This is a genomic window from Sorangium sp. So ce176 (assembly GCF_051519835.1).
GTDB lineage: Bacteria > Myxococcota_A > Polyangia > Polyangiales > Polyangiaceae > Sorangium > Sorangium cellulosum_G.
The window spans coordinates 11,188,661-11,210,679 of the sequence record NZ_CP150371.1 but is presented as its reverse complement, the minus strand read 5'-3'; the positions used below and the strand labels follow the sequence as shown (position 1 = coordinate 11,210,679).

Below are 22,019 nucleotides of genomic sequence, written 5' to 3'. Positions count from 1 at the left end.
GTCTGCCTGTTTCATATCGAGCAAGGTGCGCCTGTACTCCTCATCCACTTGCTCCTCTGGCGACGACGTCGCCACGATCGATGCGGGCGGCTCCTGGGATGGGACATGCATGGCCCTTACCCACCCCGTCCCGAGCGATTCCTACGCTGCCGTCATGGTCGAGCCGCCGATTGTGAGTGGCTGCGGGCCTGTCTCCCCGGTGCCTCCGCTGCGACGAACGAACATGACCTTCGTCCGGGCTTGCAGTCCAGACATCGACTTCTTTTCTACGGACTTCCTCCATTGCTACCCGCCGCAGCCGAACGGCGAGTGCTGGGACTCCTAATCGATTTTCCCCATCAACTCAGTCCGGAGCGGCATCTGGATGGTGAGAGAACAGTACCACTCCCTGGTGCCGGCTGTAGACACGTGCTCGAATTTCAGGCTTGCCTTGGCCTGTTGGTACCCTCCGGCCTTACCCCTTCCGTCATCCTGAACAGTGGTAACAAACGGGAAATCCGATGTCTCGAAATTTACCCAGACATGGTGGGCCATTCCGGGCTTCGGACACTTCGAGCTACACGCACCGCTACAGCTCAAGAAGGTCGCTCCGTCTCCCGCTATATCGCCGGATCCGGGGCACTGGTCTCGCGGGGTCTCCGGGCTATATGTCGTCGGGGTCTCCGAGCTGTCGCTCGGTCTCTCCTCTTCGTCTTCGAGCTCCCACTCGTTGCACGCGATCTTGCGCTCGCTGCCGTCGTTCGGGCCGTCCGGCGGCTCCGCCCCGAAGTCCCCGGATCCCGCGGAGGTGTAGACGGGGCGTGGCTCCGAGCCTGGACCGGCACCTGCCCCCGAAGTTCTTTCCCCGACAGGATAGCAGTCTCCGTTCGTCCAGTTGCACGCCGCCAGCGTCCAGACCGATATGACCACGACCAATTAACAGGACTGTTCTCGCGTTCATTTGGCACTCCATCGAAGCACAGGACCAGCAACAACGACGACGGACACGTAGCCCGGGAGCACAAGACTGCCCCGACCGACCCAATCCACGTTGACGCTCACCGACATCCCCAGCGGTCCAGCAACGTACGCGTTGGTCTGCGCGTGGCCGCCCACGGCCAAGGCACCAGGACAACCCCTGCTGTCCATGAGATCCTTCCTTGTGACACCCTCACCGTCTCCCCCCGGTTGGAAGCCCTTGGCCGCTGCGCGCGCAGCGCCCTGAGAACCGCGGGCCATTTCTCTGAGCGTGGCGTGGGCGTCAAAGACAAATTGCGCGGTAAAATCGGAATGCACGCGACTCGACCCGTCCCGGGCGTGCGCAGGCGCGCAGGGTGAGGCGGCCGGGGGTGTCCGCCAACCAGTTGGTCGATGAGCGGCCGGTCACCAGCGCCGGATGCATCCCTCGAGCTCGCGACGGTCGATCCGTCTCCGCGAGTCGCCCTGGTCGCCTCGCTCGCCGAAACGCTCACCCGAGCTGACCGCGCTCGGCGATGAGCCGGCGGCCCCGGTAGTCCACGAGGCGATTGGCCCGTTGCTCTGGCTGCCGATGGCACCGGAGGGGCGAGCGCGCTCGTGCCGGTAGGGTGAGCTTGTGTCGCTTGCGGCAGCCCCCGCTCTCCCGACCTTCCAGGTCAGAGAAGAATTGTTTAGTAGCTGGAAGTTTGCATCCCTGTCGCCGGGACGCCTCTGCCGCGGAACGCACGTTGATCGACGCCTGAGCTCACGACCGCCATGGGTGCGCCATAGGTGCTCGGCGTCCCCGGCGACGTGCTCTCGAGCTCGGTCAGGTGAACGGCGACGTCGACGAGCCTACTCCTTGAACGGCGCCGCCAGGATAACATCGTAGAAATTGGGGGCATGGAAGCCCGGGATCAGGCGCTCGGCGATATCGGCCGTGAAGTTGTAGAAGGCGGTCTCCGGCTTGCGGGCGAGCATGTCAGCGATCGCCTGCGGGAATGCGCGCTTGAAGTCGAGACGCGGGTACGCCTGGAGCACCTCATCCACCTCGTCCGCAGAGAGCTCCTTCAAATCCTCGCCAATGATGTCCATGATGGTTCCGACGTGAAGCAGCGCCACCTCGGGCCGCTTGTACGGCGGGACCCCCCTCACTGTGTGCAACGCAATTGCGTCCCACACGACGCCGATCGCCTCCTCGGGCACGCCGCGCTGCTTCAGGAACTCGCTCGCCGCGTTTGCGCCTTCGACCTCGTACCGCTCCGGGCCCCGGACCCTCTCGGCCAGGCCGAGGTCATGGAGCGCCGCCCCGATGTAGAATAGCTCGAGCTCGAGCGCGATCCCGCGCCGCCTCGCGAGCAGCGCGCCGAAGATGTACGTGCGCATGACGTGGTTGAAGAGGAAGGGCGCCGACATCTCCCGCGCGAGCTCGGTCGCTTCCACGGCCAGGTGGCTGTCAGGGATGCGGATGCCAGCGATCTCGTTCTTCACGGTCCTCTCTCCTTCGTGTGGCGCCGAGCCCGGAGCGGATCTCCGGCCTCGCGCCCGGCCGGACACAGGAGGGCGGTGCTGTCATCTGAACATGAAGGCAGGGAGGCGGGGAGGTGGGGAGAAAACCTGAAGACGTCCTCGCCTTCCCGTCTTCATGTGGAACCTCTCCGGGCCAATGACAGCACCATCCACGGGGCCCGGGACCTCGGGCTGATGTTCTTCAGGCCGGCGAGGTTCTACCCGCCGGCGAGTCACGATCGGCGATTCAGCTCCACGGCATTCGGCCGCCCTTCTTGCCGAACAACCTGCGCGCGACCCGGCGTGACCACCATCGGAAGGATCCGCCAGCTTCGGTCAACTGCACACCCGATGTGCTGTTCACCAGGCCCGCCCGTACCATGCCAGGAAGAACGGGAATATCGAGGTGAGGAAAGTAAAACAATCCCGTTCATGGCTGCCCTCGCGATGTCTTCCGCCGGCGCCTCCCTCGACGCTCACAAGGTCCACTCCATGTTCGCGACGATGCTCCCCAGCGCCACCGACGCCGCCCGAATCCACCGGTTCGGCGGTCCCGAGGTCGTCACCCTCGAAGAGGTGCCGGTCTCGCCGCCCGGCCCAGGCCAGGTGCTTGTCCGCGTCGCGGCGGCCGGGGTCGGGCCGTGGGACGGCTGGATCCGCGCCGGCAAGAGCGTGCTGCCCCAGCCGCTGCCGCTGACGCTCGGCTCGGACCTCGCTGGTACCGTGGCCGCGGTCGGCCCCGAGGTGACTGGCCTCGCGCCGGGCGCACGGGTCTTCGGCGTCACCAGCAAGCGCTTCACCGGCGCGCACGCCGCCCATGCCCTGGCGCAGGCGGGCATGATGACACGCGCACCTCTCCGGCTCGACGACGTGCAGGCCGCCTCCGTGCCGGTCGTCGCCGTCACGGCGTGGCAGGCGCTGTTCGATCACGCACAGCTCGAAGCCGGACAGACCGTGCTGGTGCACGGCGCGGCCGGCAGCGTCGGCGCGTACGCTGTCCAGCTCGCGCGCCGGGCCCGCGCCCGTGTGATCGCGACGGCCTCGGCCAAGGATCGCGACTTTGTCCGCAGTCTCGGCGCGGACGTCGTCGTGGACTACCGGCGCGAGCGCTTCGAGGATGCCGCCAAGGACGTCGATGCCGTCATCGACCTCGTCGGCGGCGACACGCAGGCGCGGTCCTTCGCCGTGCTCAGGCCACGTGGCACCCTGGTGTCGGCGGTGTCGACCCCCGATCAGGAGGAGGCCGCCCGCCGCGGCGTGCGGGCAAGCTTCTTCCTCGTCGATGTCACGACGGCCCACCTCGACCGCATCGCCGCCCTGCTCGACTCGGGCGAGCTCTCGGTCGACATCGGCGCCGTGCTGCCGCTCGCCGAGGTCCGCGGCGCGCATGAGATGCTCGACGGCACCCGCCCCCGCCCGCGTGGCAAGATCGTCCTCGCCATGGGGCCCGCTCGCTGAGGTCCGCGAGCAGCAGGCCTCCGGACGCGTCCGACGAGGCCAGTCTCCTGAAGCGCCGCCCGTCGCTGGTGACAGAACCGGGCGGCGGTTCGACGCGCGCGGCGAGGGAGGTCGCCGTCACTCCCAGCCGGACACGCCGTTCGTGTCGCGCAGGATGGCGTGCACGGCGTGCACCTCACCGCCGGACATCTTGATCATATGCATGTCCAGGTGCCCGTCCGTCATGAAGTCGAACATGGTGAGACCGACGGCGATGCCGCGCACCTCGTCGGCCAGGATGACGCGCGGGATGAAGGTGCCGTTGGACCCAGGATCGCCGGCGCTGCAGGACGCTCCGGTGCGGCAAGAGAAGTTCCCGCCCCCGTTCTCCAGGCGCTTGCAGGCTCCCGTGACGTTGCAGACGCCGGAGGGGAACGCGCGGAAGTACTTGTCGATCCAGCTCGTCAGCTCTTCCCGGGTCGCCCGCTCGGACTCCGGGACCTCGTCGTGCCAACCGATGTCGTCCGAGATGGCGATGATCGCGGCGGGATCCGAGGCGACCGCGAAGGACGCCGTGTAGTCGCCCGGGCGGACGACGATCGTCTCGATCTCCGTGATCTCCGAGCCGTCCACCTTGATACGGAGGGCGACGGGAAGATCCCTCCCGGCTTCCGGGATCACCGCCTGAGCGCCCGCGCTGCACGCCACGGTATCCAGGGCACGCTGCGAATGCTTCACCTGGCCAGCGTTCATCCAGAAGTCCGTCGTGCCGATCTCGGCCTGCACGGCGTTCTCGGTGAACTTCACGCCTTCTGCCAGGGGCAGGCTGGAAGGATCCCCGGCGGCGAGGGCGGCGAAGTAGTCGTCCAGGAGGCCATCCAGGAGCTCGCGCGTGCAATCGCCGCTCGGAGCGCCGCCCGCCCCTCCGCCGGTGGCCGCTCCGGATCCACTGCCGCTGGAGGTGCCGCCGCTCGTCCCCGCCCCGCCTGTCGGCGTCCCGCCGCCCGATGAGGTGCCGCCGGTCTCTTGCGGCGTGCCGCCTGCGCCTCCCGTGGGGCTCTGGCCGCCCGAGCCCACCGCGCCGCCCGAGGCGCCACCACCTCCGGCGCCGCCCGTGGCGTCATCGTTTTGGCCAGGGCCGCAAGCGCCCAGCGTCAGGGCCAGGGCGACACCGAGAGAACGGAACGAGTTATGATTCATGTGCTACCTCCGCGATGGATCAAAGCTCGCCGGTGAGCGTCGGCGGTGTCCGGTCGATGTGGTCCGGGTGGTTGGGCCGGTTGGGCAGGTCCGCAGCGAAATCGCCCGTCGCCGCAGCGTCAAGTCATTTCGTGCTCTTTCGTGGCGTCCGCGCGCTGCGCGCACCGCTCAAGCGGACTTTTCTCGGCTCTTGCGAATTCGACTCTTGCGGAATGCGCCGGGCGTGCAGCCGGTGCGCTGCATCGACGGCCTGCGACCGAACGAGCCCTCTGCGTCCTGTTCGATGGCCTCGATCCCTCCTGCCGCAGCCGGTAACCGTCCCCTTCGCCCGCGCCGGGGGCCTGGAGCAGGCCGAAGCCGATTCCCTGTTTGCCCCTCGACTGTACGACGAAAGAGGCCTTTGCCTTCCACGCGAAGCTATCGAGATGCGCGATCGAGCTCTCGCAGACGTTCGGCGCGTCGCCGATGAAAGATGTCGCTGTCTGCCTGCACCCCACGGGGGACAGGTGCTCGTGGCGTTCTCTTCCTCGCGGACGCCGACGACGTGATGTCTCTCCCGATGCTCGCCGAGGCCGGGCCGGCGTTCAGGCGTTGCGCGCCGGAATGGCCAGCCCGCGCACAACCGCCGGTCGCGCGACGAAGGTGTCGAGCACGCGCTTCACCTCCTTGAAATCGTCGAACCCCACCAGCTCGCCCGCGCCGTAGAAGCCCACGAGGTTGCGCACCCACGGAAAGATCGCGATGTCGGCAATGGTGTAGTCATCGCCCATCATCCACGCGCGGCCGCGCAGGTGGCCGTCGAGGACGCCCAGCAGCCGCTTCGCTTCCGCCACGTAGCGGTCGCGCGGCCGCTTGTCCTCATAGTCCTTGCCGGCGAACTTGTGGAAGAAGCCGAGCTGGCCAAACATGGGGCCGATGCCGCCCATCTGGAACATCACCCACTGGATCGTCTCGTAGCGGCGCGCCGCCTCCTGCGGCAGCAGCTGCCCGCTCTTCTCCGCCAGGTACAGCAGGATCGCGCCGGACTCGAACAGCGCGAGCGGCTTGCCGCCCGGGCCCTGCGGGTCGAGGATCGCCGGGATCTTGTTGTTCGGGTTGAGCGAGAGGAACTCGGGCGAGAACTGATCGTTGGTGTCGAAGGCGACAAGATGCGCCTCGTAGGGCAGGTCCATCTCCTCGAGCGCGATCGACACCTTCACCCCGTTGGGCGTGGGCAGCGAGTAGAGCTGGAGGCGGTCGGGATGCAGCGCGGGCCACTTGCGCGCGACGGGGAAGGAAGACAGATCGGTCATGCGGTCTCTCTTGCTGCTGGAAACGCCGATGTGAACCACCCCGGGCGGCGCGGGGCTGGGACGCGAGGCGTCCTCACACCCGGGGGAGAAGGGAATCGAAATGTCCCGGAGACGTCAAGCCCCAGATGCGGGACCTGCCCGCGGGTGGACGGTCCTCCTGGAAAGGCGACGCCATGCACGGGACCCGTGCCGGCACCGCCGGAAGCAGCCCTCCTGGCCATGTGGAAAGCGGCTCGACGGGCAGGGTTCTTCACTCCAGCACGACGCCCACGCTCTTCGTGCCCTCGTATCCGTCGCCGCGCACGGTCACCGTGAGCTCCAGCTTCTGCCCTTCGAGGGTCTCGCGGTCCCACGCGAAAGGCTGGTAGAGCGCGCCGTCCGAGACCAGGGAAGAACCGGCCTTGATGAACTGGACGTTGAACTGCGCGGAGGCGAGCCCGTCGGGATCGTCGGCGAGCGGGCCCTCGAACTCGTTCGCGAGGCGCACAACATGGCACATCTCGTCCGCGTCGCCGGGCAGAGCCTCCACCTGGACCCAGGGCGTGATCATCATCGAGCCCTGATTGCCGAGGATCAGTCGCACGCGGGTGCCGTCGGCGTAAGGCACGAACGTCCCGGACGACGCGTCGCCGATGTCGACGGCGCGGGTCTCGCTGAAGTCCTCGCCGAACTGCGTGGGACAACCGCTGGCTTCCGTGGGGATCGCCGGCTCAGTGTCGGTAGGGCCGCATCCGGAGAGGGAAGCGAGGAGAGAGAAGACAGACAGTACCAGGCAAGATCGCATCGCGCGCGCAGACCTCCGAAGCGAGCCGGGAACGAGCCCGGCAAGAGAGACGCCGGCGCGCAGAGGCGCGAGGGCGAGGGGGTGCTGTAGCACGCCGGGTCCCGAGCAACCTCGGCGAGCAACGCGCGTCCGCCGGCGCGCGCCACCGGTTCTCCGAGCAGCCCTCGTGCAGCATCGCTCGCTGCCTCGGCGACGGGCGTGACAGGGCAGCAGGGGCGATAGCAGGGCCGGCCGCGACGCGGTGGCGCGCCGACGCCTGCGACGAGTGGCACGCGCGCTGCTATAGGCTCGCCGCGATGCTGACTTCATCGCGGCGAAACGCCGGCGGCCCCGCGGATGCTCTGACGTTTGTGTCACGGTCACGGCGACCGGCCCTGTCGCGGTTCGCGGTCCTCCGCCACCCCCTCTTCCTTGGCGCCCTGGCGCTCCTGGTGGTCAACGACCACCTCCTGAAGGGCGCCGGGCTCTTGCCAGGCGCCCTCACTGGCAAGCTCAGCGACCTCGCCGGCCTCGTTGTCGCCCCCGTCCTCGCAGCGGCGCTCGTGAACGCGCGCACGTCGCGCGGGCGAGCGCTCGCGTTCGCGGCGGTGGCCGCGCCGTTCGCTGCGATCAAGCTCTCGGCCGCCGCCGCGCAGCTCCTCGTGGGGCTTGTGGGCCTCGCGGGGCTCAGGTGGCGTATCTGGCAAGATCCGACGGACCTGGCCGCGCTCGTGGTCCTCGTCCCGGCGTGGCGCCTCTCGGCGCGCGCTGCTTCCAGCCGCGAGGCCTCGGCCCGGAGCGCCGAGGAAGGCTCGCGCACAGCCTGGGTGCTCGAGCGCGCGATCCTGGGGGCGGCCGCCGTCGCCTGCGTCGCCTCCGGCACCCCACCCCCCGACGGCTATCTCACGGACGCCTATCTCGTCAATGTAACGCCCGGGATCGTGGACGTTCGCGTGCGCTGGGTGGATGCGTCGCTCGATTGCTCTGCCGTCACCTCCGGCGATCCGACACGCATGTTCGGGCCGAGCGCGTTCAACCTCGGGATCACGTATCGGCTGGACCCGCAGGACACGCTCCCGCTCAACCGGGCCATGGCCCACCTCGCCGCAACCGGCGCCGGGGAGGCGACGTCGGCCTCGCAAGATCCTTGCGAGGTGGCGCTGATCGAGACGGATGGAATGCGGCCTGCGGTGGTATGGTGGTCCAACCTGCAAAGCGTCGTGATCCCGCAGAACGTGAGCAACAACCGCGATTTCTGGCACGACACGGAGACGATGGCGGGGCGCGTCGCGCTGGAGCCGGACACGGTGGTTGTGCCCGGTCAGGTGAAGAAGGGCGCGCTGCAGACGAACGTCGCGCCCTCGGCGTGCGCCGGCGCGCCGCAATCGTCCTTCCAGTGGTCCGCCCCCTGGCCGACCCTGCTGGCGATCGGCGAGATCACGAGCATCGACGCTCTGTCGGACGGCTGCATCGAATTGACCATGAGCTACCCGTCGATCGACGTCGGCGGTAGCTCGGGCGGCATGGCAGCAGACAGCGCGGGCGCTGGCGCGGCCGACGTCGGCGGCACCGGCGGCGCGGGTGCCGGCGGCGAGGGCGGTGAAGGTGGAATCGGCACCGGCGGCGCGGGTGCCGGCGGCGAGGGCGGCGAGGGCGGCGGCGAGCCGGACCCGAGCTACCCCTCTCAGACGCACTACCTGTGCATTCCGATCGAAGACTTCCCGTTCTCGGTGGGCGAAAAGGTGCAATGGTCCCAGAGGCTCGACAGCCGCGGCGACCACGTCGAGATCTCGGCCATCGGCTCGGAGAAGCGGCTCGACGTCTATCGCAACGTCGTCGAGCTCCAGCTCGTCGGCCTCACGGCCTCGATCGAGGCGACCGGGTGCGAGGGCGACCGGCTGGGCTGCGGCGCCTTCGTCACCGACGCGGCTGTCGCGGTGCAGACCGGCGGCGCCACGACCCTGCTGGGCCCTGGAGACGCCCTCGAAGGCCCGGATTTCCGCGTGCGGGTGGGCCGCGCCGAGCGCGTGCTCGCCGGACGTGACGCGTGCGACGCGGGCTACCAGACGCCCAACGCGTCCGCGGACCTGTTGATTGCTTACGAATGAGGAGAAGCCACATGCTGTCGAAGATGAACCTGGTCTCACTCGGTCTCTGCGCCGCCGCCGTCGGTTGCTCCACCCAGGACAGCGCCGTCGAGGGGGGCCTCGTCCCCACAGGCTCGGTCAACGTGGCCCAGGGCGGGGCGCAGGACATCTCCGAGTTCCGCGCGCTCGTGAAGGCGGGGAAGGTGCCCGCGCTCGACACGCTGGATCCGGTCGGGTTCTTCGCCGAGCACGCGATCGACCTGCCCGACGCCGACTGCGGCAAGGACGTCTGCATCCACCCGTTCCTCGCTGTGGCGCCGCGCTTCAACGGGGGTAACTGGACCATGGCCTTCGTCGCGATGAACACCGGGGTCGACCCTTCGACGCTGGAGAGGCCGCCGGTTCACCTGGCGATCGCCGTCGAGAGCAGCAGCTTCGCCAACATCGACGAGGACGCGCTGGACGCGGGGATGCAAGGGCTTCTCGCCAGCCTCCGTCCCGAGGACCGCGTCAGCGTCATCCGCTATGGCGAGAAGGCCGAGCGCCACGCCTTCCTCGCAGCGCCGGGATCGGCGGAGCTCGCGAGGCTCATCGCCGACAGGCGCCTCGGCGGCGGCGCCGGCGAGCTCGTCGGCCTCTACGAGGGGATCGCCGCCGCCGAGAAGGCGTTCGACGAGGGCGACGCGGCGGGCTTCGAGGGCGCGCACCGCGTGCTCCTGCTCACGAGCGGGCACGCGACCCGCGGTATCACGGACCCCGACCACATCCTCGCTCTGGGCGAGGCGCTGGTGGAGGACGGCACGGCGTTCGGCGTGATCGGCGTGGGCGAGAGCTTCCTGGTGAGGATCCCGTCGGCGCTCGGCTCGATGGGCGCGGGCACGTACGCCTACGCGCTCGACGCGGGCGACCTCGGCGGTCTGCTCTCGGAGGAGGGGAAGACAACGCTCTTCCCGCTGGCAACGGAGTTCAGCCTGGAGGTGATCCCGTCCGCCGGCTACACGGTGGGGCGCATCTACGGGACGAAGCGGGCGACCGCCGACGCCACGGGGGCGGCCCTGGAGATGCCGGCGCTGTTCATCGGCCAGCGCGACGGCGCGACCGACGTGGGCGGCAGCCGCCGCGGCGGCGGTGGTGGTCTGTTCGTGGAGCTCCTCGCCGACCCGTCCCTCGCCGACGACATCGGGCCGGACAAGGCGGCCTTCCAGGTGACCGCCGACTGGAGCTCGGCGAGGGACGGCGCCGCGCAGGAGGTCGACACAACGCTGCGCAACGCGCTGCCTCCCGGGCAGAACCCCGACTCGATGTGGTGGAACATCTCCGACGGCGGCTCGGGCAAGCCGTACATGATGCTGAACATGTACCTGGCGCTGCGCGGCGCGCTCGACTTCTACCAGGCGGGCGACTGCCGGCGCTCGCTCGGCGTCATCGAGATGATGAAGCCGTCGGTCGGGGCGTGGCTCGGGGCGTACTCGGACACCGACATCCAGGACGACAACAACCTGATGTTGACGTTGCAACAGAACATCGAGAACGCCTGTCGTGAATCGCAGTCGTCCACGGAGCCCACGCCCCCGTTCGACTTCGAGGGCGGCTGCGGCTGGTTGTGACAGCCACGTCCCTCGGATAGCGACCGGGACGTACGGCTCACGGCGGACACAAAGGTGCCCGGGGCTGCGCTGCACGGCGGCCCGACAACGGCGACACGGGTCCGGGGTGCCAGGCGGCAGGTGGGAGGCCAACCTTGTCGAGCGCTGGCCGCGAGCTCGCTCATGCTACCGTCCGTTCCGATCATGGAAGGTTCGATCCTGCGGCACATCGTCGCAAGCGACGGGACGCGCATCGCGTGGCACACGCACCAGCGCCCAGGCGACGAGGTGGAGCTGCGGGATCGAGCGCCCGTCGTCCTCACGAACGGCCTCAGCACGACGGAGAACTTCTGGAAGCACCTCGTCGGTGCGCTCGCGACGACGACCCACCTGGTCCACTGGAGCTACCGGGGCCACGGGCAGAGCGAGAGTGCGCGCTCGGGCGACTACGCCATCCGGACCCACGCAGACGACCTTCTGCGGGTGACGGAGGCGGTCCGTGCGCGTGGCACGTTCGCCGGCGCGCCGGTGCACGTCGCCTTTTCCATGGGCGTCACGGTGCTGCTCGAGCTCTATCGCCGCCGCCCTGATCTCGTGCGCGCGATGGTGCTCGTCGCCGGCGGCGCCGATCACCCCTACGCGTCGAGCGCCGCGTTCCGGATCCCCGGCGCGCGCGCGGCCCTCCGTGTGGCGCTGCGGACAGCGGCCCCCATCGTCCCTCGCATCGCGCCGGTCGTGCGCCGCGTCACGGCGTCGAGGGCCCTCTTCCCCCTGGGCCAGGCCGCGGGCGTCTTCGGGCCCGAGGCGCCTCGGGAGGAGGTGGAGCACTTCCTCCGCGCCGTAGGGACCATGGACCTTCGCGCTTACTGGACGTCTCTGCTGTCGTTGATGGAGGCACGCGCGTCGGACGTCCTCCCCCATGTGCGGGTGCCGGTCCTTGTGATCGCGCCCGAGCGCGACGTGATGGCCCTGCGGGCCGATCTCGACACGCTGCGCCGCCTCATCCCGGGCGCCGCGTGGATGATCGTGCCCCGCACGGGCCACGCGATGCTCCTCGAGGCAGGGGGGGTTGTGTCGGCCCGCATACGGGAGTTCCTGCTCGGCCTGCCGTAGCGGCCACCTCCATCCCGCGACAGTGCTGGGCGGCAAGCACGATGAGCTCACCGCGCTCAGGACCCGATCATGAAGACGTGAACGCGGGCCTCGGCGCCCGGAGCTCACTCCTTCGATAGATACGCGACCATGAAGCACATCTCCTGATTCGTCCCCTCCCCCCAGGGCACGTCGTCTGGCGGGAGCCGGAACTGCCCCTCGCTCTCGGCCGTGTTGTCCCAGGTGCACTCGGTGACGAAGCGATCTCCCGTCCCCCAGCGCAGCGGCTCGTCGAACATGAAGAGCGCCTGGTGGTGGAACTCGAACTCGCCGCGCGCCGCGCACTCCTCCTCGCCGCCGTCGCGCTCGACCCACGCCCGGTACGAGCGGCCGAGCAGGTGCATGTGCGGCAGCAGGCCGTAGACGAGCTGCGGCGGGCCCTCGTTCAGCGTGCTGCTCCGCTCTGTGTGGCCCTCGGCGCCGGCGGGGATCGTGAAGGGCACCGGGCCGAACACATCCATCGTGACCTCGGCGCGGGGCGGCTCGCGCGAGAGCTGCAATCGATACCCCGATCGATCGCGGCTGCTCGTGCCCCCGCGCCCGAAATAATGCATCTGCAGGACGAGCTGCTCGCCCGGCCCGATGCGGACCCCGGCGCCCTCCGGGAGCCGCGTCACCCCGACGCCGGGCGCCCAGCTATGGAGGAGCTGCCAGTCGAGCTCGATGACCGGATCGCGGCACGGAAAAGCGCGCGTCCCCGGCGGAGCGCCGTATCCGATGCCAGCGTCGCCCGCGAGATCCCGATACACGGCCATGTGGTGCACCACCGCGGGATCGCCGACGACCGCCTCGAACGCCGTGATCCAGGCCGGCTCCGTGAAGGGGTTGTCGATGATCGCGCAGAAATACTCGTTGCCGTCGTCGTCGAGCGTCACGTCGTGCGCCTCGGGCATCTCGAGCGTGGCGTCGGGAACCGCGATGGTGTCCGTCGCGCGCTGCGGCGGGGGCGCGTCGGCCGGATCGCCGAGCGGCGCGCCGTCGCGCGCCCATGCCTCGAAGCGAGATCGCTCGTCGACGGTGAGGCTCATCCGCTCCGCGCCCTCGTAGCTGCGGCAGGTCGGGTCGAGCACCGGCGGCGGCATGTCCCCTTCGCTCACCCGAAGGGCCATCAGAGCGGCCAGCCGCTGCGCCGTCGCCGCGTCCGTCAGCGCCACCCTGCCGACGCCCGCGCCGTCGTGGCAGGAAGCGCAAGAGCGCTCCACGAGGGGCTGGATGTCGCGATACCACGTCACCTTCGATCCCGACGGCGAAGGCGCTTCTCCATCGCCCCCACACCCCATCACCCCAACCACCCCGAGCGCGAGCACCGCCGCGCTCCGCGCTCCGCGCACGGCTTTGCACCACGTCATCCCACACCTCCTCTGTTCACGGCCGACACAGGCGCCGCGTCTCTCCGGCGAGCTCCGTTCAATCAACCGTTTCAAACAAACGTTTAAGCCACGCACGCGGGCGTGTCAAGGACAGGGGCGACGATCGCGCGGCCGCCATGGCCAACCCCGCGCGCTGGCCTCCGTGCGCGGACACAGCCGAGGTCCTCGCCGGCATCGCCGAGCGCGGCATCCCCATCGCTGTCGTCAGCGACATCGGCGTCCTGCTCCTGCCGGGCGCGGAGGATGTCGTGTCGTGGCTCGCGCCGTCGGAGGAGGTGCGGGGCCTCGGGGCGGTGTTGCACCTGCTCGACGCCGCCAACCGGCGCTGACAGCGGACGACTGCCTGTGGATGCGTCATGGGCGTCACCGAGGGCGACACCCTGAGGAGCTCTTGCTCTACGCTCCTCCCCGATGCCTAGCGACGCTCCTGTGGATCTCTACTCGCTCGCCTTCTCCTCCTGCGTCGACCCGCTGCTCTTGCTCGATGAAAGCGGTCGGATCCTGGCGCTGAACCCCGCCGCCGAGCGCATCTCCTCCACGCCCGGCGCGACGGCGCGCGGAAGGCACGTCGATGAGGTCCTGCGGCCCGAGGTGCCCCTCGGCGCGCTGCTCGAGCAGGTGCTCCGCGAGCGCGCCCCGCGCGCGCTTCCGCGCGACCTCACCCTCCACCTCGCGAACGAGCGCGTCGTCCTCGCCGAGGGGCACCTCAGCCCGCTCGTCGACCCCGCGGGCGCGTGCGCCGCCGTGCTCCTCGCGCTGCGCGACGTGACCGAGCAACGCCGGGCCGAGCAGGCGGCGCGCGATCAGGGAGCGCGCCTGCACGCGGCCGTCGAGGCGCTCGACGTCGGCTTCGTCATCTATGACGCCGAGGAGCGGCTCTGCTTCTTCAACACGGCGTACAGGTCGCTCTACCCCGAATGCGCCGCCGCCATCCAGATAGGCAATACGTTCGAGGACGTCGTCCGCGAGGGCTGCCGGAACGGGATCCACCTCCACAGCGGCCTCAGCGAGGACGAGTGGGTCGCCGGTCGCATCGCGGACCATCGCCGCCCCGGGGACATCTACGTCCGGCGGTTCGGGGACCGCTGGATCACCCTCAAGAGCTGCCGCCTCGCCGACGGCAGCTTCGTCGGCCTGCGGTTCGACACCACCGAGCTCAAGGAGACAGAGCTCTCCCTCGAGCGCGAACGGCAGTTCATCCGCCTCGTGCTCGACACCATCCCGCTCATCGTCACGGTCAAGGACCAGGACGGCAGGATGAAGCTCGTCAGCAGGGGCTACGCCGAGCTGTACGACACGACGCCCGAGGGAGCGGTGGGAAAGACCCTCGCCGATCTGCCGCCCTCCCACGCCGAGCTCTCCACCATCGGCGAGATGGACCGGGAGGTGATCGCGCGCAGGCAGCCTGTCTCGAGGGTTCAGCCCGTCGCGCGCCCGAACGGCAACGTGCGGTGGATGTCCATCGTCAAGGTGCCCCTCATCGAGCAGGACGGCACGACGCACATCCTCGCCATCGGCACGGACATCACGGCGCAGCGGCAGCACGAGGAGCACATGGCCGCCACCATCGCCGAGCTCGAGCGGCAGAAGGAGGCCATCGCCGATCAGCTCGCGGTCATCCAGCGCCAGCAGGCGCTCATCCGCGCCCTGTCCACGCCCATCCTCCAGGTCGCCGAGGGCGTGCTCGCCGTGCCCTTCATCGGCGCGCTCGACGACGCGCGCGCGACAGACGTCACCGGCAAGCTCCTCGACGAGGTCGTGCGCACGGGCGCCCGCTTCGCCATCATCGACGTCACCGGCATCGAGAGCGTCGACGCCGCGACGGCCGACCACCTCGTCCGCATCGTCCGCGCGATCCGCCTGCTCGGCGCGAGCGGCGTCCTCACCGGCATCGGGCCCGCCGTCGCCCAGTCCATGTGCGGCCTCGGGGTCGACCTCTCCGGCGTCACAACGCACGGCAACCTCCGCGCCGGCATCGAGGTCTGCCTCCGGGCGCTGCGCGAGCGGCGCTGAGCGACGCCGGCGCCGGATGCGCCCGAGGTGACGACAGAGGTGCTCAGAGCACGCGCACAGGCTTGCCGGCGCGGAACGCGGCGATGTCCTCGAGCGCGTCGCTGTAGAAGATGCGGTACGTCTCTTCGGTGACGTAGCCGAGGTGCGGGGTAAGCACGGTGTTCGCCAGGCCGCGCAAGGGGTGCTCCGCGGGCAGCGGCTCGGCGTCGAAGACGTCGAGCGCCGCGCCGGCGAGCCGACCGCTCGTGAGCGCCTCGACGAGCGCGCGCTCGTCGACGATCGGGCCGCGTGAGGTGTTCACGAGCAGCGCGCCGGGCTTGATCAAGCTGAGCTCGCGCGCGCCGAGCAGCCCGCGCGTCCTCTCGGAGAGCACGAGGTGGACGCTGACCACGTCGGCGCCCGCCAGGAGCTCGTCGAGCGGGAGGAGCGTCGCGCCGTGCTCGGCGGCGCGCTCGCGCGTGAGGTTCTGGCTGTAGGCGGTCACGCGCATGCCGAACGCGAGCGCGAACCGGGCGACCTGCGCGCCGAGGCGGCCGAGGCCGAGCAGCCCGATCGTCTTGCCGGACAGGCCGAGCCCCAGGCTCGTCTGCCATTCGCCGGCGCGCACAGCGCGATCTTCGCGCGGGATGTTCCGCGCCAGCGCGAGCAGCAGGCCCCAGGTGAGCTCGGCCGTGGGATACGGCAGACCCCCGGTGCCGGACACGACCACCCCGAGCTCGCGCGCGGCGGCCACGTCGATGGCGGCGTTGCGCGCGCCCGTGGTGACCAGCAAGCGCAGCCTGGGAAGCCCGGCGAGCACCGCGCGCGGGAACGGCGTCCGCTCGCGCATCGCCACGACGGCGTCGAACGGCGCCAGCCGCTGCACGAGCGCTCGCGCGTCGGCCACGTGATCGTGAAAGAACTCGACCTCGACACCAGGGCCCAGCGTGTCCCACGCCGCGAGCGAGCGCGCCGCGCGCTGGTAGTCGTCGAGCACGGCCACGCGGAAAGGGGCGGGCGGAGCGCTGGAAGGCATCTTGCCTGGTAACCTTGCATTTCAGCGGACGGTTGTCCACTATAACGGACATGGCTCTTCCGCATCCCGTCCGGCCCAGCCTGCTCCGCGCCGCGTGGCCCGCTGTCATCCTGTTTGCCCTGCTGGCCTTGTGCGGCGCCGCGGGCTGCTCGCGCGCCGACACGTCGCGCGGCTCCGCCGGCGGACCGGAGGGCGAGTTCGAGACGCTCGAGCTCCGCTATCAGGGCAACAACGGCACCGTGTCGCCGATCGAGCTCGCGGAGGACCTCGGCTACCTCGCGCCGATCCGCCTGAATTTCGTCGGCAGCACGGTGAGCGGCCCGCAGAGCGTGCAGGCCGTCGTCACAGGGGATACCGACTTTGGCGGCGCCTTCAACGGCGCCGTCATCAAGCTGATCGCGGCCAGGGCGCCGATCGTCGCCGTCGTGGGTTATTACGGTGTCGACGAGCAACGCCAGAGCGGCTTCTACGTGCTCGAAGACAGCCCGCTGCGCACGGCGCGCGATCTGCTGGACAGGTCGATCTCCATGAACACGCTCGGCGCCCACAGCGAGTTCATGGTCAAGGAGTTCCTGTCGCGGAGCCAGATCACGCCGGAGGAGGCCCGGCGCGTGACGCTGCTCGTCGTTCCACCGGTGAACGGCGAGCAGCTGCTGCGCGAGAAGCAGGTCGACGTGGCGTCGCTCGGCGACATCTACCGCGACCGCGCGCTCGAGCGCGGCGGCATCCGTCCGCTGTTCTCGGACCACGAGCTCTACGGCAAGTTCACCGCGGGCAGCTACGTGATGAAGACAAGCTTCATCAAGAAGAACCCGAGGACGGCCCGGCGCTTCGTCGAGGCGACAGCGAAGGCGATAGAGTGGGCCCGGAGCACCCCGCGCGAGACGGTGGTGGAGCGCTGCATCGCGCTGATGAAGAAGCGCGGCCGGAACGAGGAGGACGCGGCCATCAAGTTCTGGCGCAGCTACGGCGTCGCCGGCAAGGGGGGCTTGATCGCGGAGCGCGACTTCCAGATCTGGATCGACTGGATGGTCAAGAGCGGCGAGCTCGAGCCGGGCGAGATCGCCCTGAGCCGCGTCTACACGAACGAGCTCAACCCGTACGCGAACGAGCCAGCCGCGAACTAGGGAGCGCCGGAAGCGGCGCTGCTGCGAGGCGCGTCCGCCTCGGAGAGCGTGGATCCGGGGGGATCTGCCCGCACCCCGAATGCAGCGATGGTAAGGACAGCCATGATGGCTCCGAAGACGACGAGCCCCATGAAGACCGCGATGCCAGCGTGGAGCGCCACGGTGGCCGCTACCCAGAGCCGCCGCGTGCGCCGCGGCCAGATCATGAGGGGGTAGCCGCACTCGATGAGCAGCACCATCCAGCCTGCGCCCACCGCGAGCCATGGATGGTAGGCCAGCCAGGTGAAGTCGTACTGGCGATACTCCGGCATGTTGAGCGTTCGCCAGATGGCATCACCGTTCCACCATTGCTCGCCAAGCGCCTTTCCCACCCCGCTCATCAGGTAGACGACGCAGAGGTGTAGCTGCACCACGCGCAGGGAGAGCCGCGCCGCGCTCGTGGGCCCGGCGGGCGCGCGGCCGAGCCGCCGATCCAGCGACAGCGCCGCGCCCGCCGGCATCCACAGGAGATAGAACAGGAAGATGTTGGCGAACTGGTCCGCGCCGTAGTTCGTGCTGTCCGCCGTCATCATCAGCATCAGGTGGGTGAGCCAGGCACCTGCCGCCGCCATCCTCGTGTGCCATCCCGCGAGCAGCGCGACGAGGGCGAGCACATACGACGCGCCCACGGCGACGAGGATGGGCGCCTCTCCGATCCCGAGCGGGGCGAGACGGTCTATCAGCCAGCCGAGGCGGACCGGTCCCGGCCTTCCGAGCGCGTCGAGGAGCGGTCCCTGCAAGATCCCCGATCGCCCATAGAGCTCGAACAGCGCAGGAGCGACCATCGCCGCCTGGACGAGGAGAACGGAGGCGAGCCCGATCCGGAGCACGGCGAGCGGCGCCGCAGACGCAGGAGCGAAGGCGAAGCGCTCGACGGCCGCCCACGCTCGCGCAGGGCCACGCTCGTTCGCAGGCGGGAGGGCAGCCATCGACGTCGCGTTCACGGCCCCCTCCCGTTGCTTCGCTGCGCGCGCATGAGCTTCGCGTGATGCACGAATTTCGCTCGATAGTTCAGCGTCCATCCTGGGGTCTTCCCCTCGCGGTGCTCCGCCATCGAGGGAAGCTCGAGCGTATCGAGCTGGACGACGACGCCGTCGGCGTCCGGGTGCCTGGCGAGCACCTTGCCGGCCCAGGAAGCCACGAGCGAGCGCCTCACTGTCTCATCCTCCTCCAGCCGGAACATGCCGATGATGTTCCTGACCCGGATATCTGCTTCACGGCTCACCCCCGTCTCCAGGAGATCGGTGACGATCTCCCCGTTGGCATCGTTCAACTGAAAGCTCGCCGAGAGCGTCGCTCCGACCCCCGGAGCGAAGAAGGAGTACCCGCTGTCAGCTCCGGAGAGCAGGCCGTAATACGTCACCGCTCGGCGCGCCCAGCCCTCGTCTCCAAGTTGCACGTGCAGAGCGCCCAGACAGACCACCGCGAGGTGCGCCGCCGCCGCGGCGAGCAGAAGGATGGCGCGTCTTCGGCCCATGGATGTTCCGTTCATCGAGCTTCCCCCCAGGGTGCCCGCAACGCCGGCACCTGCCCGACCAGACGACCCCTCTTGCCGGCACGGCGCCGCTGGCGGCCGAGCGTCCGCTCGACCTGCCAGCGGCGCCGTGAACCGTCAGGGCATCAGCGCTGCCCGGCCGTCAGGCTCACGACCGGAGTCGGGAGCCCTGCCTGCGGAGAAGCGTCGGCCCTGAAACCCCAGTAGCCGTGGCGGCCGTAGTGGCCATGATGCCCGTGGTGACCGTGATGCCCATGGTGACCGTGATGCCCATGGTGACCGTGATGCCCGTGGTAGCCGTGATACCCATGATAGCTGGACCAGCTGGCGCTCGCGTCCGCCGAGCTGGCTGCACTCGTCTCCTCGACGAGCGCGAGATCCTGAATCGGCGTGGTGCTCGCCGCACGAGCGAGCGGAGCGGCAGCGACCGTCGCGGTGGCCATCAGAGCGCCAATCATTCTCACCTGTTTCATTGTCGTTCCTTCCCCTCTACCCGAGCGCGCTGACTGCTGCGCTCCGGGTGATGCACGGCGACCATGCACGCTGCGCGCCGGGGTGAGTCCCAGCCTTGAACCGCCGGCAAATCTAGCTGCGCGAGGGCGAAACGGGGCAAGACACGGCGAGACGGCTGGGCTCGATCGGCGGATCCGGCATCGCGCCGTCGACGGGCCGCTGCGCGAGTGCGCGAGGACTTGCTCGAACGCGCAACGGGGACTGGTGCTGCTGAGCCCACCGGGCCGGTGGGTCTCGAGGCGGCCGCCATGACGGGACAGCCCCGCGCCTGGAAGTGCAGCCAGGGCCGGGGGGATGCGCTCTGGGTCCGCGCCGGCAGCTGCCAGGTCGTGGGCCACCTCAGCCGAGCCTGCGGGCGCCGGCGAGCGGCACGGCGTCGGCAGGCGTCGACGCGAGCGGCGGGCTCGACTGCGGGCCTAGCTCGGGCTCATGTCTTCCGAGGGGCTGCGAGCCGCCGTCAGTCAGCGCGGCCCGAGCGGTTCACGACGATCGCTCCGGTCCGGAGATAGCGCTCGTAGACGACACGCAGCTCCGCGTCGTCGAGCCCCCGCCCGTCGCTGCCGATGAGGTAGACCCCGCGCTGCGGGTCGCGGTAGACGTTCGCCTGGAACTCCTCCCAGCTCAACTCGGTGTCTTCGTCGGGCGCGGATCCTTCAGACTCGGATGACGTGGAGGGCTCCACGCCGCCGCAACCGGCCAGCATGAGCGCCACGACGGACGCACAGAGAAGGACAGACAGGGAGCGGCCGATGCGGCTCCTGGACAGACGCCCTAAGGACGAACCTTGATTCATGGGGACACCTTTCGCGGTCAGGCCGCACGTCGTTCGCAACAAGGGGACCTCGCCGGCGGCGATCCGGCAGCCAGCGCCGACAGCATCTTGCATGATGACACAGGAATCGAGGAGAATGGAAGTCCCCTGCGGGAGCTGCAGCGCGGATCGGTCGCCGCCGGCTGTGGCGGGGTCAGCTCGTGTGCGCGACGGCGCGGATCTCGATCAGTTGATGTGGGAACGCCAGTCCCGAAACGCCGATGAGGGTGCCTGCCGGGCGATGTCGCCCCACATACTCCTTGAACAGAGCGACGCACCGCTCGAAATGCTCGGCAGGATTCGTGAGATAGATCACCGTCTCGGCGATGTTGGACCTCGTGACGTTGAATCCCGCCAGCACCCGATCGAGGTTCTCCAGCGTCGTCCTGGCCTGTGCCTCGAAGTCGCCCTCACCGACGAACGCGCCCTGCATGTCGTGGGAAAATTGCCCCGAGATGTAGATGGTGCCGTTGACGCTGTAGCCCTGGGTGACGCCGAAGCCCTCTTCCCATGGGACGCCGTGGTTGTAGGTGGTGGCCTTCTGTATCATGTTGGATTCCTTACGGTCTGTGGTTCCCCGCCGCGACGTGGGCGAGGCGTCGAGGACTGTAGCCAGCCGATTGACGAACGGATGTCTACACAGCCGCGAAGAACCTTCTTGAAACGCTCGAGGCGCCCTGCTCGGCCCAGCGCCGGAGCAGGTGGAGCTGCACCATGCTGCGCGCGAACCTGAACGAGATCCTCGTCTTCATGGCCGTCGTCGATGAAGGGAGCTTCATCGCCGGGGGGCAGGCGATGGGCCTGACCAGGTCGGCGGCGGGCAAGGCCGTGAATCGCCTGGAGGACAGGCTGGGCGTGCGCCTTCTGAACCGCACGACGAGGGCGCTGAGCCTCACCGATGAAGGTCGGGTGTTCTACGACCGATGTTTGCAGATCCTCGCGGCGGTCGACGACGCCGAGGCGAGCGTGGCGGGGCGTTCCGGCACGCCGCGGGGGCTCCTGCGGCTCACGGTCCCCGATGCCTTCGGGCGGCTCGTGGTCCTGCCGCTGCTGCGGAAGTATCTCGAGGCCTGGCCCGACCTCCAGGTGGAGGTGAGCTTCACCGATCGCCTGGCCGATATCGTCGAGGAAGGCTTCGATCTGGCGGTCCGGATCGGAGAGCCGCCCCCGGACACGCGGCTGATCTCCCGATGGGTCGCCAGGTACAAGGCCGTGCTCTGCGCCTCGCCGTCCTACATCGCCGAGCGCGGAGAACCGCTGAACCTCGACGAGCTCGCTGGCCATGACTGCTTGATCTTCAGCAGCCGCAATCGAAGGCAGAGCTGGCGCTTCGTCGGCGACGAGGGAGCCTGGGTCAAGGCGCAGGGCCCGAGCCGCTTGCGGCTGGATAGCGGAGAAGCCATCCGGGATGCTGCCGTCGCAGGGCTCGGCATCGCGTTCCTTCCGGACTTTCTGGTGGCCCAGGACCTGGCTGCCGGTCGCCTCCAGCAGGTGCTACCCGACGTCGAGGCAGAGGACGTGAAGATCGTGACGATCTACCCGACCCGACGTCTCCTGGAGCCCCGCGTCAGGCGCTTCATCGATCTCATGGTCGAGGAGCTCGGGACCTGACGCCGCTGACAACCAGGCATCCATTCGCGCGCGGCCTTCAACCCGTCGCAGCACGGACCGAGG

At 69.4% G+C, this 22,019-nt stretch carries 20 protein-coding genes; 8 read left to right on the top strand and 12 right to left on the bottom strand.

Going from position 1 to position 22,019, the window contains the following annotated elements; all coding sequences use genetic code 11:
• Nucleotides 1-321: 321 nt before the first annotated feature.
• Both WMF42_RS42380 and WMF42_RS42375 read right to left on the bottom strand, forming a co-directional pair.
• Entirely contained in the window at nucleotides 322-909 is a 588-nt protein-coding gene (locus tag WMF42_RS42380) for a hypothetical protein (RefSeq protein ID WP_437688835.1), read from the bottom strand.
• 882 nt (nucleotides 910-1,791) lie between these two features.
• The gene (locus WMF42_RS42375; protein ID WP_437688834.1) at nucleotides 1,792-2,427 is read right to left on the bottom strand and encodes an HD domain-containing protein; all 636 of its coding nucleotides are present in this window, start codon (nucleotides 2,425-2,427) and stop codon (nucleotides 1,792-1,794) included.
• Nucleotides 2,428-2,937: 510 nt separating this feature from the next.
• Between WMF42_RS42375 and WMF42_RS42370 the strand changes: the two genes are divergently transcribed.
• A complete protein-coding gene (locus tag WMF42_RS42370; protein WP_437694428.1) occupies nucleotides 2,938-3,903 on the top strand; it encodes an NADP-dependent oxidoreductase in 966 nt (321 codons plus the stop codon).
• A 117-nt stretch (nucleotides 3,904-4,020) separates the two neighbouring features.
• Here the strand turns inward: WMF42_RS42370 and WMF42_RS42365 are convergent, their stop codons facing one another.
• The 3 genes from WMF42_RS42365 to WMF42_RS42355 all read right to left on the bottom strand — a co-directional run bounded on the left by WMF42_RS42365 (nucleotide 4,021) and on the right by WMF42_RS42355 (nucleotide 7,158).
• On the bottom strand, nucleotides 4,021-5,082 hold the full coding sequence (locus WMF42_RS42365) for a hypothetical protein (protein WP_437688832.1): 1,062 nt from the start codon (nucleotides 5,080-5,082) through the stop codon (nucleotides 4,021-4,023).
• A gap of 584 nt (nucleotides 5,083-5,666) precedes the next feature.
• On the bottom strand, nucleotides 5,667-6,374 hold the full coding sequence (locus WMF42_RS42360) for a glutathione binding-like protein (protein WP_437694426.1): 708 nt from the start codon (nucleotides 6,372-6,374) through the stop codon (nucleotides 5,667-5,669).
• 250 nt (nucleotides 6,375-6,624) lie between these two features.
• Nucleotides 6,625-7,158 (bottom strand): hypothetical protein, encoded by a 534-nt coding sequence (locus WMF42_RS42355; RefSeq protein ID WP_437688830.1) that lies wholly within the window; start codon nucleotides 7,156-7,158, stop codon nucleotides 6,625-6,627.
• A 350-nt stretch (nucleotides 7,159-7,508) separates the two neighbouring features.
• Between WMF42_RS42355 and WMF42_RS42350 the strand changes: the two genes are divergently transcribed.
• The 3 genes from WMF42_RS42350 to WMF42_RS42340 all read left to right on the top strand — a co-directional run bounded on the left by WMF42_RS42350 (nucleotide 7,509) and on the right by WMF42_RS42340 (nucleotide 11,923).
• Nucleotides 7,509-9,245, top strand: coding sequence for a hypothetical protein (locus WMF42_RS42350; protein ID WP_437688829.1), 1,737 nt, complete (start codon nucleotides 7,509-7,511; stop codon nucleotides 9,243-9,245).
• A gap of 11 nt (nucleotides 9,246-9,256) precedes the next feature.
• Nucleotides 9,257-10,831, top strand: coding sequence for a hypothetical protein (locus WMF42_RS42345; RefSeq protein ID WP_437688827.1), 1,575 nt, complete (start codon nucleotides 9,257-9,259; stop codon nucleotides 10,829-10,831).
• Nucleotides 10,832-11,014: 183 nt separating this feature from the next.
• Complete coding sequence (locus WMF42_RS42340; RefSeq protein ID WP_063815888.1) at nucleotides 11,015-11,923, top strand: alpha/beta fold hydrolase; 909 nt, start codon at nucleotides 11,015-11,017, stop codon at nucleotides 11,921-11,923.
• Between the two features lie 104 nt (nucleotides 11,924-12,027).
• On the opposite strand, the gene WMF42_RS42335 is transcribed toward WMF42_RS42340, so the two are convergent.
• Complete coding sequence (locus WMF42_RS42335; protein WP_437688825.1) at nucleotides 12,028-13,311, bottom strand: hypothetical protein; 1,284 nt, start codon at nucleotides 13,309-13,311, stop codon at nucleotides 12,028-12,030.
• A 137-nt stretch (nucleotides 13,312-13,448) separates the two neighbouring features.
• On the opposite strand from WMF42_RS42335, the gene WMF42_RS42330 reads away from it, so the two are divergent.
• Both WMF42_RS42330 and WMF42_RS42325 read left to right on the top strand, forming a co-directional pair.
• Nucleotides 13,449-13,661 carry a hypothetical protein gene (locus WMF42_RS42330; protein ID WP_061610424.1) on the top strand — a complete coding sequence of 71 codons (213 nt, stop codon included), beginning with the start codon at nucleotides 13,449-13,451 and terminating at the stop codon, nucleotides 13,659-13,661.
• Between the two features lie 82 nt (nucleotides 13,662-13,743).
• Nucleotides 13,744-15,345 (top strand): PAS domain-containing protein, encoded by a 1,602-nt coding sequence (locus WMF42_RS42325; RefSeq protein ID WP_437688823.1) that lies wholly within the window; start codon nucleotides 13,744-13,746, stop codon nucleotides 15,343-15,345.
• Between the two features lie 43 nt (nucleotides 15,346-15,388).
• Here the strand turns inward: WMF42_RS42325 and WMF42_RS42320 are convergent, their stop codons facing one another.
• Entirely contained in the window at nucleotides 15,389-16,360 is a 972-nt protein-coding gene (locus WMF42_RS42320; protein WP_437688821.1) for a D-2-hydroxyacid dehydrogenase family protein, read from the bottom strand.
• 50 nt (nucleotides 16,361-16,410) lie between these two features.
• Here WMF42_RS42320 and WMF42_RS42315 point away from each other — a divergent pair, with 50 nt between their 5' ends.
• Nucleotides 16,411-17,487 carry an ABC transporter substrate-binding protein gene (locus tag WMF42_RS42315; RefSeq protein ID WP_061610421.1) on the top strand — a complete coding sequence of 359 codons (1,077 nt, stop codon included), beginning with the start codon at nucleotides 16,411-16,413 and terminating at the stop codon, nucleotides 17,485-17,487.
• Here WMF42_RS42315 and WMF42_RS42310 read toward each other — a convergent pair.
• The 5 genes from WMF42_RS42310 to WMF42_RS42290 all read right to left on the bottom strand — a co-directional run bounded on the left by WMF42_RS42310 (nucleotide 17,484) and on the right by WMF42_RS42290 (nucleotide 20,895).
• Complete coding sequence (locus WMF42_RS42310; protein WP_437688819.1) at nucleotides 17,484-18,470, bottom strand: hypothetical protein; 987 nt, start codon at nucleotides 18,468-18,470, stop codon at nucleotides 17,484-17,486. The genes WMF42_RS42315 and WMF42_RS42310 overlap by 4 nt on opposite strands.
• A complete protein-coding gene (locus WMF42_RS42305) occupies nucleotides 18,467-19,003 on the bottom strand; it encodes a hypothetical protein (RefSeq protein ID WP_155798703.1) in 537 nt (178 codons plus the stop codon). Before WMF42_RS42305 ends, WMF42_RS42310 begins: the two co-directional genes overlap by 4 nt.
• 143 nt (nucleotides 19,004-19,146) lie before the next feature.
• Nucleotides 19,147-19,494, bottom strand: coding sequence for a hypothetical protein (locus WMF42_RS42300; RefSeq protein WP_437688816.1), 348 nt, complete (start codon nucleotides 19,492-19,494; stop codon nucleotides 19,147-19,149).
• Between the two features lie 497 nt (nucleotides 19,495-19,991).
• On the bottom strand, nucleotides 19,992-20,159 hold the full coding sequence (locus tag WMF42_RS42295; protein WP_155798702.1) for a hypothetical protein: 168 nt from the start codon (nucleotides 20,157-20,159) through the stop codon (nucleotides 19,992-19,994).
• 340 nt (nucleotides 20,160-20,499) lie between these two features.
• Nucleotides 20,500-20,895 carry a RidA family protein gene (locus WMF42_RS42290; RefSeq protein ID WP_437688814.1) on the bottom strand — a complete coding sequence of 132 codons (396 nt, stop codon included), beginning with the start codon at nucleotides 20,893-20,895 and terminating at the stop codon, nucleotides 20,500-20,502.
• Between the two features lie 164 nt (nucleotides 20,896-21,059).
• Between WMF42_RS42290 and WMF42_RS42285 the strand changes: the two genes are divergently transcribed.
• Nucleotides 21,060-21,956, top strand: a complete 897-nt coding sequence (locus WMF42_RS42285; RefSeq protein ID WP_061610417.1) for a LysR family transcriptional regulator — start codon at nucleotides 21,060-21,062, stop codon at nucleotides 21,954-21,956.
• The last annotated feature ends 63 nt before the right edge of the window (nucleotides 21,957-22,019 follow it).